General features: G+C 46.3%; 10 protein-coding genes. 3 read left to right on the forward strand and 7 right to left on the reverse strand.

Features of this window, described 5'->3' with window-relative positions; all coding sequences use genetic code 11:
- Nucleotides 1–9: 9 nt before the first annotated feature.
- Entirely contained in the window at nt 10–1,437 is a 1,428-nt protein-coding gene (gene ccoN, locus RN22_RS00450) for a cytochrome-c oxidase, cbb3-type subunit I (protein ID WP_046302646.1), read from the reverse strand.
- 275 nt (nt 1,438–1,712) lie between these two features.
- Between ccoN and RN22_RS24585 the strand changes: the two genes are divergently transcribed.
- Nucleotides 1,713–2,123, forward strand: coding sequence for a hypothetical protein (locus RN22_RS24585; protein ID WP_046302647.1), 411 nt, complete (start codon nt 1,713–1,715; stop codon nt 2,121–2,123).
- A 115-nt stretch (nt 2,124–2,238) separates the two neighbouring features.
- On the opposite strand, the gene RN22_RS00460 is transcribed toward RN22_RS24585, so the two are convergent.
- Nucleotides 2,239–2,769 (reverse strand): hypothetical protein, encoded by a 531-nt coding sequence (locus RN22_RS00460; RefSeq protein WP_231590816.1) that lies wholly within the window; start codon nt 2,767–2,769, stop codon nt 2,239–2,241.
- A 247-nt stretch (nt 2,770–3,016) separates the two neighbouring features.
- Here RN22_RS00460 and RN22_RS00465 point away from each other — a divergent pair, with 247 nt between their 5' ends.
- Complete coding sequence (locus RN22_RS00465; protein WP_046302649.1) at nt 3,017–4,210, forward strand: FIST signal transduction protein; 1,194 nt, start codon at nt 3,017–3,019, stop codon at nt 4,208–4,210.
- The gene (locus RN22_RS00470; protein WP_046302650.1) at nt 4,207–6,288 is read left to right on the forward strand and encodes a PAS domain-containing sensor histidine kinase; all 2,082 of its coding nucleotides are present in this window, start codon (nt 4,207–4,209) and stop codon (nt 6,286–6,288) included. Before RN22_RS00465 ends, RN22_RS00470 begins: the two co-directional genes overlap by 4 nt.
- 46 nt (nt 6,289–6,334) lie before the next feature.
- Here RN22_RS00470 and RN22_RS00475 read toward each other — a convergent pair whose 3' ends face one another.
- From RN22_RS00475 to RN22_RS00495, 5 genes are all read right to left on the reverse strand, one after another.
- Entirely contained in the window at nt 6,335–7,261 is a 927-nt protein-coding gene (locus RN22_RS00475) for a LysR family transcriptional regulator (RefSeq protein ID WP_002537139.1), read from the reverse strand.
- A 53-nt stretch (nt 7,262–7,314) separates the two neighbouring features.
- On the reverse strand, nt 7,315–9,675 hold the full coding sequence (locus RN22_RS00480) for a nitric oxide reductase activation protein NorD (RefSeq protein WP_052737469.1): 2,361 nt from the start codon (nt 9,673–9,675) through the stop codon (nt 7,315–7,317).
- A gap of 21 nt (nt 9,676–9,696) precedes the next feature.
- Nucleotides 9,697–10,518 carry a CbbQ/NirQ/NorQ/GpvN family protein gene (locus tag RN22_RS00485; RefSeq protein ID WP_082111322.1) on the reverse strand — a complete coding sequence of 274 codons (822 nt, stop codon included), beginning with the start codon at nt 10,516–10,518 and terminating at the stop codon, nt 9,697–9,699.
- Between the two features lie 134 nt (nt 10,519–10,652).
- Entirely contained in the window at nt 10,653–11,012 is a 360-nt protein-coding gene (locus tag RN22_RS00490; protein ID WP_046302651.1) for a ribulose bisphosphate carboxylase small subunit, read from the reverse strand.
- A gap of 29 nt (nt 11,013–11,041) precedes the next feature.
- A complete protein-coding gene (locus RN22_RS00495) occupies nt 11,042–12,460 on the reverse strand; it encodes a form I ribulose bisphosphate carboxylase large subunit (protein ID WP_046302652.1) in 1,419 nt (472 codons plus the stop codon).
- Nucleotides 12,461–12,942 lie beyond the last annotated feature (482 nt).

Consider the following 12,942-nt stretch of genomic DNA (forward strand, 5'->3'; position numbering starts at 1 on the left):
TTGGTCTCCTTATGCTGCTTGCTCAACGGATTTGAGGCTTGCTTTTGGTGCGGCAATCGTCTTGTAGGTGTTGTAAGCCATCAAGAGCATGCCTGACCAGAAGATTGCGCCACCAACGAAACGTACAAAGTAGAACGGATAAGAAGCTTCCAAAGATTCTACAAAGCTATAGGTCAAGGTGCCGTCAGTGTTAACTGCACGCCACATCAGACCTTGCATTACGCCGGAAATCCACATTGCAACGATGTACAGCACGGTACCTACAGTTGCTAGCCAGAAATGGACATTGATCAGGTTGATAGAGTACATGCGCTCTTGCCCGAACAATTTTGGAATTAAGTGGTACACCGCACCGATAGATACCATCGCTACCCAGCCCAAAGCGCCGGAGTGAACGTGACCGATTGTCCAGTCGGTGTAGTGTGACAGTGCGTTAACTGTCTTGATTGCCATCATCGGACCTTCGAAGGTAGACATACCGTAGAAAGACAGAGAAACAATCAGGAATCGAAGGATTGGGTCATAACGCAGTTTGTGCCAAGCACCTGACAGCGTCATAATACCGTTGATCATGCCACCCCAAGAAGGAGCGAACAGGATAACAGACATCACCATACCCAGTGACTGAGTCCAGTCAGGCAGGGCAGTGTAGTGCAGGTGGTGAGGACCCGCCCAGATGTACAGAGATACCAGTGCCCAGAAGTGAACGATAGAAAGGCGATAGGAGTAAACCGGACGACCTGCTTGTTTCGGGACGAAGTAGTACATCATACCCAGGAAACCTGCAGTCAAAAGGAAGCCTACAGCATTGTGACCGTACCACCATTGGATCATGGCATCGATGGCGCCCGCATATATCGAATATGACTTCATTCCGGAAACCGGAATTGCCATGCTGTTTACGATGTGCAGGACAGCGACGGTGATGATAAATCCACCGAAAAACCAGTTCGCAACATAGATGTGCGAGGTTTTACGTTTGATTAGCGTTCCAAAGAACACGATGGCGTATGAAACCCATACGACCGCAATAGCGATATCGATTGGCCATTCCAGCTCAGCATATTCTTTACCACTGGTGAAACCCATAGGTAGTGTTATTGCTGCAGACAGAATGATTGCTTGCCATCCCCAGAAGGTAAATTCAGCCAGCTTACCTCCGAACAGCCTTGTCTGACAGGTGCGCTGTACAACGTAATAAGACGTCGCAAACAGGGCGCTGGTGCCGAACGCAAAAATCACCGCATTGGTATGCAGTGGGCGTAAACGGCTATAAGTCAGATAAGGAATGTCGAAGTTCAGCGCAGGCCATACCAGCTGAGCGGCAATTAGAACACCAACACCCATGCCCACGATTCCCCACAGGATAGTTACCAGGGTGAATTGACGGACAACGCGGTAGTTGTATTCCAGTTCAAGCTGCTTTTCTTGGCTCATATTGCATGCTTCCACTTTTTGATTACTACACTCACGTATTACAAAGTGACTTAAACGTCACAATGCCACCCCAGAAGCAATGCAATGCGAATAGTGATTGATTTATACCCACTTGATGCATTCCATTGCTATTTCATTGTAAAAGTGGCATTTTCATTGGTGATAATACTTCAGTTATTCAGTTAAATACAGGGTCGAACCCACACTCGGTTTACGCTCGGGTAACATTTCTACTAAAACTTTGAGCTCTGTAACACGGGAAAATCATAAATCACATGGCAGCAGAAAAATTAACCACAGGTCGTTTAGTACAAATATTAGTCGTTATGACAGTGCTCGTAACCGCTTTTATTTGGAGAACGGTAGACTATTCCGATACCCAACAAACTTTAAAATGTTCAGTAGTAGCGGGAAGTTGCAGTGTTTCCATTAATGGCGAAACAGTGGAGATTAAAGTGGAAAATCAAGCTGATAATTCGCTTATTATGCTTGTTGATTCAGTCTATGTACCCGGTGAGTTGCAGTGGGTGGGTCAGCCTGAAAAAGTCATAACTTCTCACAAAATTTTTGAAAAAGAAGATAGAAAACGGGTCTATATTTATGCTTTACCGGCTGATGTTAATTCTGGGTCAGCGCATAAATGGCTTTTAAACATTGATCGAGATCAATTAGAAATTAACTTTTAACATCGAATTAATATTTGTGCGAATGGCGTTAACAATTTTGAGTTAGGTCATTCAAATTAACTGAACGTCTTAAAATTCACATTAAAGCAGCTAAAGGCTGCTTTTTTACTGCCTGTTAATCTATCAAATCACCAAAATAAAATGCCTGATGCCGCACTGCTTTAGCATGTTCAGAGCACAGGTAATGGATAAGATCTGACGCATCAGTTGCAACATCGGCACACTTTGGACCCTGAGTGTATTGATCCCCGCCAATGACGACATGATTCACTTTTAATCCTTTGTGAACAGTTTTATTGGAATGGGCGAGTTGGCATAACTTTAAGTGAAGCGCTTTCAAAGAGTCGCTAGCATCTTCGCATTTATCGGGAACGATAACGTAGGTCAAGGTGAGTTCATCAATAGTGCCAGAGGCGTTAGCTTTAAGCGAAGCAAAGAAGGTTTCATCCAGCGGCATCTTGAGTTGGTCAATCGTGCTTTCAGATACCAGCACGACCAAACCATCAACCGGGGCAACATTCGACGTAGCCCAGTCAAACTCGTCAGCAATCATTGGGCGATTGAAGGGCAGGCAATGTCGATATCTGACTCTTGGCTCATCGGCAGCAATGGCATATCCGTCTTGCTCATTGTCTGCCAAATACACCACAGTATTCCCTTTTTGGGCGAGGCGCTTGCTAATTATTTGTCCTAGTGGGAGATTCGCATTAATGACGATATAAAGCTGGCTATCCATTGCTCAAGCGGAGTTTTTGGTCGATGTCGGCGATTCTATCGTCTATTAATAGAGAATTCAGTGATTAAGCGAAAAGAATCACGGTAAAAACTGGTGTTTGCAGAAGTGAGAAGGCTATTATTGAAGGTATTGCCGCAACCAAGCTGTGTAGATGTAAATGAGAATTGCGACATCATCATCAACCGCCCCCAAAGCCTGTGAGGCCATACAAGACATAGTCAGGGAGATATCTCAAAAAATCTCCTCTCCTTCGCTCATGCTTGTTTATTACACAGAAACGCAAGACGCTGAAGCGATCAAACGTGAACTGAATACGCATTTCCCCAATACCTATGTCATTGGTTGTTCCTCATGTCAGGGAACCATGACGGACAAAGGTTACGTCGGCGGGCATTCTATTTCAGTGTGGGCCGTTGAAGATGCAGACGGTGCATATGGGTCGGCACTCTGCGAATTAAAAGAAGGTGACGACATCGCCGAATCCGCGCGGATAGTTCTCAGCAGAGCTATTGATAGCAGTGGACGTCCCGGAGAGTTGCCCGCACTCATCACATTACATGCCACACCGGGTCATGAAGAAACTATTCTTCAGGCTATTCGAGAAGAGCTCGGTGTCAATATTCCTATTATTGGTGGTTCAGCCGCTGATGACGGTGTCAGTGGTAAATGGTCTCTGATGGATAACGCGCGCGTAACGTCTGAAGGCATTGCCATGGCTGTCTTTTTCCCCTCCGCTCGTGTTAGCTATTCATTTCACAATGGCTATGCCGCCATGGGGTCAAGTGCGGTCGCTACCAAGGTAGACGGTCGTACACTCGTCGAATTGGATGGTAAACCTGCTTTTGATGTCTACGGAAAGTGGTATTTCAACGCCACAGGCAATGCTATCGATCCCGATGGACTATTTGCCCAGTCAACGCTTTTTCCCCTGGGTCGTCAGACAGGCGAAATCCATGGAATGCCTTACTATACGCTTTCTCACCCAGCCACAGTCTCTCCGGAAGGTGGCATTCAGATGTTCTGTAATATTCAGGAAGGTGAGACAGTTCATTTCATGTCCGGCACGACGGAAATGTTGGTGTCGAGGGCTGGGCGCGTTGTAGATTCAGCCAACGACCACGACAAGAATACCTGTGACCCAATCGGCGGATTAGCGATATATTGTGCAGGATGTATGCTGCATGTTAGCGATTCTCTGCACAGCGTCGCGGCGAACATGCGACTATCAATGCACCATGCCCCCTTTATTTGCCCGTTTACCTTTGGCGAGCAAGGACAGTTCCTCGGCGGAGAAATTGCCCACGGAAATTTGATGATATCCGCCGTACTGTTCCACAAGGATGAGCTATGACAGGCGCAATCTCAGAGAAGTTGCAGGAAACACTGTTCGAACTGAACCGTGTTGAAGAGAGAGAGCAAAAGTTCAAGGAAGAAAACCGCGCGATTCTGTCAGCGATCTCCGCGATGTCTGGTGCCAGCAACAAAATCGAAGTGTTCAACACGCTGTTGAAAGTGATTGAGCGCTATGTTTCTTTTGATAATGCTGTGGTGCTAACCCGTAACAAAGAAACGGAAGACAAATATTCCTGTTTGGTGTCCACATCACCACACGTAGAAAACTTTATCTGGGAAGACGGCGGGACTTTCTCCCGCTGCGTTAATGGCCAGACCGTCGTACTTTATGCGCCAGAAAGAGTGAAAGAATTCTCCTTGTTGCAAGGCGATGATTTTGACTCGTGCCGCTCCGCGCTGATCACCGGGATGACGGTGAATGCCAGTGAGTCGATCCTCATCCTGTTCGCTTCAGAAAAGGGGCGTTTCCAAACCAAATCACAACAGGTTATTGAGCGTTTCCGACCGTTAATCGAACGCACAATCATCGATATTGACTACCGCGAACGTCTCCAGTGTTTGGTGTCAGTCAAGACTCAGGAATTGACCGCGAGTCGCCAGCGTTTTCGTGACTTTGCGAAAACTGCCGGTGACTGGTTCTGGGAAATCAATAATAACCTTCAGTTCACCTATCTTTCTTCGCCATCAAATGAATCATTCTCTGCTGAGCCGCAGGGAATAATGAACCAGTTGAATCGCCAGCCGGATGTGAAACACAAATTACTCGACTTGATTCAACTTGAACAACCATTCTCTGAAGTGGAGTGGAAAGTATTCCAAGAAGGGAGAGAGCAGTGGATCAGCTTGTCAGGTCGACCGTATTACGACAAGCGTGGGAACTGTATGGGGTTTCGGGGTACGGCGAAAGACATTACAGCCCGAAAGCAGCGGTTACACGAACTGCAACAGGCAAGACAACAGGCAGAATCTGCCAACGCCGCGAAATCCCAATTTCTGGCAATGATGAGTCATGAAATCCGTACGCCACTCAATGCGGTAATGGGGTTACTGGATACGTTGCAACAATCGCCACTGGATGACGAGCAAACCGTTTGGGTTTCCCAAATGGATAAATCAGCTCAACTGCTCCTTACCATCATTAACGATGTACTTGATTTATCGAGAATTGAATCAGAACGCTTCTCTCTGCATCCTGAAAGTATCAACCCACGTGACAGTGTCACTGTTGTGTTCAGCCAACTCAACGAAGTTTCGTCCCGTAAAGATATCAAAATGGAAATGGACATCGCCGATGATGTACCTGACAACATTTATCAGGACGGAAACCGCTTCACCCAGATCTTATTAAATCTGGTTGGTAACGCAGTGAAGTTTACCGAGCACGGTAAAGTCAAAGTCTCAATGCGTGTCCGTAATGGAAGATTGAAGCTCTCCGTGAAAGATACCGGAATTGGTATCAACGCCGAACGTAAAAAAGATGTGTTCCTGCCGTTTACTCAGGCAGATGGCAGCATTACCCGCCAATATGGTGGAACCGGTCTGGGGCTTTCCATCTGTAAAAAGTTGGTGACCATGATGAACGGCAGCATCGACTTTGACAGCGAGCCAGGTGTAGGCACCACCTTCTATATCGATATACCTCTTATTGAGCCTTCGCCGACAGAGCAGGTGAAAAAAGACAATGTTGAAGAAAGTGACCTTCACGCATTGAGCATTCTGGTAGCAGAAGACAGCAAAGCCAACCAGATGGTGGCAAAGCTGATGCTGGAGAAAGCGGGGCACCATGTCGTCGTCGCGAACAATGGCAAAGAAGCGGTCGATTTGGTTCATGATGGACACGTCCAGTTCGATATGATTCTGATGGACATGTCGATGCCAGTACTTTGTGGTATTGAAGCGACCAAGCAACTGCGCGCTGAAGGCTATGAATTACCAATTATCGCTTTGACAGCCAACGCAATGAATGAAGACAAAGAACGTTGCATGGAAGCCGGAATGGATGACTTTGTTACCAAACCTATCCGTGCTGTAGTACTAAAACAGGCGTTACAGCGTCACGCAAAGGTTAAAGAGTGAGCGGGTTGGGTGCTCTTTGTCCGACTTCGGCCAGAATGTGACGCCGTCACATTTTTACAATCTGTCGTTCCACCTCTATATCCTCGTGATTATTGCGGCTTAACAGATAGTTACTGAACGCCTGCGCGATAGGCGACAGTGCCTTGTCACTTCGATGAACCAAATACCAATGCCGAATGATCGGCATGTCTTCCACATCCAGCACTTTAAGTTTTCCTGCTTCCAACTCTAACGAAATGGTATGGCTGGAAACGATTCCTAAACTTAAACCGGCAGACACCGCTTGCTTAATCGCTTCACTGGCACTCATTTCCGCCGAGACATTTAGTTCGTGCCCGTGTTGAAGGAAAAAGCGCTCAATCGAAAATCGTGTTCCCGAACCTTTCTCTCTCACAACCATTGGCTCTTTCGCTATCACAGATAAAGGAATCTGCCTTTGTTGGCAGAGCGGATGATTAACAGGGGCGATGACTACCAATGGGTTCTCCATAAATACCGTCGCTTCTACATCAAACTCCGCTGGCGGTTTTCCCATGATCACCAGGTCACAATCATTACTTTTAATGTCTTTCAGTAATTGTTCGCGGTTCGTGACTTTCAAGCTGATTTTTATCTCTGGGTGTTGCTGAGAAAACTCAGCCAGCAGCTTAGCCGCGAAATAGTTTGCGGTGCTGGCGACGGTCACTTTGAGTTTTCCGCAGGTCAGTGATTTCATTTTTTCAAACGCATCTTCGGCATCGCGTAGCTGCTCGGAAATGCGTTCGCAGTAACCCAGAAGCTCCTCGCCGGCATGAGTGAGAAATAGGGATTTCCCTAAATGCTCAAACAACGGCAAGCCGATATTGTCTTCGAGTTGTTTTATCTGCATCGAAACAGCAGGCTGAGTGAGGTGCAGTTCAGCGGCAGCGCGCGTGAAACTTAAATGCGTTGCAACTGCCTGAAAAATATTGAGCTGTCTTAACGTCAAATGCATAACAACCTTCCTTGTTTCTTATGCAGAGAGTGCTTTTAATGAACAGCGAATGATTAGGCAGATGTCCGGGTAATGCTCGCGAACAAGTTCGGTAATACATCAGGCAGTCTGTTGGCATCATCCAAAACTGAATAATGGCCTTCACCAAATATCTGAGCGACGTAATTGTCCGCGTCCGGATCTATCGTCAGACAGAATGGAGTGATGCCTTGCATTAACACATCATCGATAGCATGTTTGGTATCAGCCTGAAGATAAAGCGGATCACGGCTGTCTATGTCCGCAGGTTCTCCATCGCTGATCATTAACAGTAGTTTTTTTCGCTGGGGTTGCTGAGCCAAATATGTTTTGGCGTGTCGCAACGCTGCGCCCATTCGGGTTGATAATCCGCCTTCCATTGCAGCTAACCGGGACTTTGTTGTGTCATCGTAGGCTTCATCAAAATCTTTAAAGCGTTGGTAGCGAACATCACTTCGTCCGTTGGAACTGAACCCATGAATGGCAAATGGATCACCAATACCATCAATCGCATTTGCCAACATCACTGTCGCTTCCTGGGCAATATCCAACACTCTGATATCACCATGATTTCCAGGTAGTACTTCCATGGTCGATTGAGAAAGATCCAGTAGAACCAATACGGCTAAATCCCGCTCACGCCGAATAAGCCTCTGGTCAATGTTCATATCCGGCAGCGCGCCACGACGAATTTCCTTCATGGCATCAATGGCCGCATCCAAATCCAATTCGTCACCTTCAAACTGTTTTCTTAGTCTTTGAAGCCCTTTAGGTTGAAGCGCTTCAACGATGGCTTTGATTTTCCTGAGTTGAGCTTGCCGGCTTTCTGCGAGTTCATCGATTTTAGAAGCAGTGCCTTTTTTCACCGAACGCTCGGTGAGAGTTACCCATGCCGGGCGCACTTGATTTGCCACGTAATCCCATTCTGGATAGTGGAAGGGGGATGATATTTGTTGTTTGCCTTCCAGTTCATTCATGCTGACGTTTTCAGGATCGCCATCCCGAAAAAACTCAGACTCCAGAATCCACACTTCTTGCGCGTTATCATCAGCCAGTTCGTTGTCTATTTCATTGACCATTTCCATCACATTGACGGTTCTCTTAACCTGAGGTTCGGAAAGAAGCGGCCATTGATAAAACTCATCACCGTTTTCAAACCAGAGATAAGTATTATCGTCACGATAGCAAAGCTGATTAGGCAAATAGCCTTCATCACTGATCTCTATATCAGAAGCTAAACGACGGGCTAGCTCGTCTGTATGGACTTCCCGTTCATAAGCGTTCTCCATGCTCAACAATGTATTGAATGCATTGACGACGTAAGTGAGATGAGCTGGAGCATCTTCAGCATTACCTGATAGTAATGCCAGTGACAGTTGGTAGGGTTCGCCGTTGCTTTTTTTGATCTGATCAAGATGGAAAGGCATCCATAGCTGACGCAATCCGGAAAAATCTCTGATTGCTAACGCTTCGACGCGGGCATCTTCTATAAGTCCGTAACAGTAGCGCTGAATGCCAGAGTAATCGCCGTGTGGTTTTGGTCTAGAAAACATCAAGTGCGCTGCGGCATGAGTAACAGATGCTCGGTATAAATTTTTTGCTGAAAGTGTTGGATTGCTGGGATCCTGAGCTTCCATGGCATCCGGCAACAAAATGATACCGCTGTGAATAGCAGATATTGGCGAAGAATTTTGTTTATTTTCGGCGTCATTGATCTCAATGATTCTGGGACGGAGAAAGAAATCACGGCCCCAGATGGCGCGGAGGTAAAAATTAAGTTGGCGTTGGGCATCTACAAAAAGGGTACCACGGCGCTGCCTTTGAAAAATATTCTGACTTTCCGGCGACGTCAGTGTGAAGTAACTATTTAGGGAGTCTATCTGGTTTGCATGTAATTTAGCGCCAATGAGTGCCCAGTGACGTAAACCCAAAATGGGTAACGATGTGAGAAAACTGGGGGATCGCGTAAGAAATATCTTAAGGCACCTTGGCGCAGTACGAGCTAATTCCTCAACAAGTTTTTGGTATATGTTAAAGCCTTCCTTTGAGCAAAGCCTTTCCGCGACTATAGGCAGGGTATTCAGATATTGAGATAGGCGCTCTGAACCTAACCATTCAGACAAGGTAACAATGGTATTTTTTATATCAAATGTGACGCTGTTACCTATGTGATTATGAGTATTTGGAACGGATAAAAGGAATGCGGTTATTGATTCATCTGACTGATTCTTAACGAATAAATCTAATGCCGCCGTCAAATATTCATTCAGATCAATGGTACTCATCAGTGCTTCAGCTTCCTGAAAGCCAGTTTCAAAAGCGAGCTTTAATCCATCCGTTTTTTCTACCAGCTGCGCTTCAACTCTTCGTTTATTCGCGCGCATTTTATCGTCCATAATCAGCCCTCTAATATCGAATCAAAAGCAACCTTGAACAGTCGCTTCCAGAGTTTCCCGGATATCAGCGTCATCACTCAGAGGGCGAACCAAAGCCATGTGACAAGCAGCGACGGGGGGGATTCCTTTTTGGATGAGTTGTGCGGTATAAACCAATAGTCGGGTCGAAATGCCTTCGTTGAGCCCATGCCCGACCAGATTCCTGGCATGTTTTGCTATTTGAATGAGTCGGCCTGCCGTTCCTTCATCGATCCCGGTTTCATGGCAAACGATCGAAATTTCGGTTTCTTCATCCGGATATTCGAACTCCAATGCAGCAAAGCGCTGTTTAGTTGACGTCTTAAGGTCTTTCATCAGCGTTTGGTAACCGGGGTTATAAGAGATTACCAGTTGGAAGTCGTTATGTGCCTGAAGCAGTTCACCTTTCTTTTCCAGCGACAGTGTTCGGCGATAGTCAGTCAAAGAATGAATCGCGACGGTCGTATCCTGTCGTGCTTCTACCACTTCATCGAGGTAGCAGATTGCACCAATTCTTGCTGCGGTCGTGAGAGGGCCATCTTGCCAATAGGTGCCATCAGCATTGAGGAGATAGCGACCAATCAAATCAGACGCTGTCATGTCTTCGTGACACGAAATCGTGATAAGTGGTTTACCTAAACGCCAAGCCATATGTTCAATAAAACGGGTTTTACCGCAGCCTGTGGGTCCTTTTAACATCATGGGGATCCGCGAATCATATGCCGCCTGATAAAGAGAAATCTCATCACCGGATTCTTGATAATACGGCTCAGACGCAATCAAATATTGGTTATCCTGGGGCATGCTTTGAATTGCCTGACTCATAACTAACTCCATGTTTCTTTTGCTCGGCTGAAAGGAAAAAGGGCTGGGATACTCAGGACTAAGCGTTCCCAGCCAAGGCCCTATCAAGAGGGTACCCAAGCTACACCGGAGAGAGAGCTTGGGTAGTTCCGGGGTTACTCAAATCCTGGGGCACGGTAGATAACCATCGACGCTCCCTGACTTTGGCGATAATTGTCATAACCAATTAAACGAACATGGTGGTTCGGGTTCAGGTTATGGCAAAGCTGCGCTTCGTTCAGGATCTGATCGACATTGGTTTCACCAAACATGGGCAGTTTCCACATGTACCAAAATGAACCCGTCGCCTCTTCCGGCTCGGTATGCTCAATTGCAGGGTTCCAGCCTTTACTCACGATAAACTCAACCTGACGGCGAATTTGATCAGCAGTCATTCTTGGCAAGTACGAAAAGGTTTCGAACTTTCGGCTGTGCGGGTCCGTCAGTCGCGACGAATAATCCATAACTTCACTCATAAGAATCTCCTTTGGGTTGTCGCAAGTGACTAAGCGTGAACCACGTCCAGCTTGTCTACTGTGTCGAATTCAAACTTAATTTCTTTCCAGGTCTCCATTGCTGCTTTGAGTTCTGGACTGTGTTTCGCTGCAGCGGTGAGAATGTCTTTACCTTCTCGCTCTAGTGAACGGCCTTCGTTACGAGCCTGTGTGCAAGCTTCCAACGCAACGCGGTTAGCGGCTGCACCAGCTGCATTACCCCAAGGGTGACCCAAGGTTCCGCCGCCAAATTGGAAGACTGCGTCATCACCGAAAATAGAGACCAAAGCAGGCATGTGCCATACATGGATACCACCAGAGGCAACAGGAAGTACGCCTGGCATTGAGCCGAAGTCTTGATCAAAGAAGATCCCGCGTGAGCGATCTTCTTTAATGAAGCGGTCACGCATGATATCTATCCAACCCAACGTTGCTTCGCGGTCGCCTTCGAGTTTTCCCACAACGGTACCTGAATGAAGATGGTCACCACCTGAAAGGCGCAGACATTTCGACAGCACTCGGAAGTGAATACCGTGGCGGGGATTTCGATCGAGAACAGCGTGCATCGCTCGGTGAATGTGTAGCAACATTCCGTTCTCACGACACCAATTTGCAAGACCGGTATTGGCGGTAAAGCCTGCAGTGAGGTAGTCATGCATGATGATTGGCATATCGAGTTCCTTGGCGAACTCAGCACGGCGATACATTTCTTCAGGGGTTGGTGCCGTCACATTCAGATAATGACCCTTACGCTCACCGGTTTCTCGTTCGGCACGATGAACAGCTTCAGCCACATACTCAAAGCGATCACGCCAGCGCATAAAGGGTTGAGAGTTAACGTTCTCATCATCTTTAGTGAAGTCGAGTCCACCACGAAGACCTTCATAACAGGCACGGCCGTAGTTCTTTGCAGACAAGCCCAATTTGGGTTTGATGGTACAGCCCAAGAGGGCACGGCCATATTTATTGAGCTTATCGCGCTCAACCTGAATACCATTTGGCGGACCACCACAAGTTTTTACATAGGCAATCGGAAAACGGACATCTTCGAGGCGTAAAGCGCGAATCGCTTTAAAGCCGAATACGTTGCCCACCAGCGAGGTCAGCACATTAACCACTGAGCCTTCTTCAAATAGGTCGATGGGATAGGCGACAAATGCATAGAAAGAGGTATCGTCACCGGGGACATCTTCAATCGCATAAGCGCGGCCTTTGTAGTAGTCCAGATCGGTGAGTAAGTCTGTCCATACTGTTGTCCAGGTTCCGGTAGATGATTCCGCAGCTACCGCGGCTGCAGCTTCTTCTCTTGGAACCCCAGCTTGAGGCTCGATTTTAAAACAAGCCAGAAGATCGGTGTCGGCCGGGACATATTCGGGCATCCAATAGGTTTCCCGGTATTCCTTTACACCTGCCTGATAACTCTTTGCCATAACCAATTTCCTTATTTATTGCCGTTTAATTAAATGTCATTCGCAATCTAAATATGTATTGCGCTTGCCTTGTATTTAGTGTTGTTATTTTTAATTAAAAGTGAAATTGGAAGTTTTTATGACAAAGATAACTATTGCTTAGCATACTGTTTTTGAAAGGCATTTAGCATAACCAGAAAAGCATTTAACTCTTATAGGTTATTAAATAATGCAACTAAAACATGATGATAAGTATTAATTTGTCTGGTTGTGAATCCCAGGTATTCATGAAATTAAAAGAAATAAGTTTTTCTTATCTTTTTCAAAAATATTCCTGATTGGAGACTTTAGCCGAATCTGTTTAATTTCAAAATTATTCACGCCTTATATGTAAGGTTTTGCGTGATTCATTTAAAAGTGAAAAACATTAACTTATCACGCTAACACATTGGAAAGAGACGGAATAAAAGTGATAACCCAATTGGGTTGACGCTAATTATCAG

This window comes from Grimontia sp. AD028 (genome assembly GCF_000973155.1).
Taxonomy (GTDB): domain Bacteria; phylum Pseudomonadota; class Gammaproteobacteria; order Enterobacterales; family Vibrionaceae; genus Enterovibrio; species Enterovibrio indicus.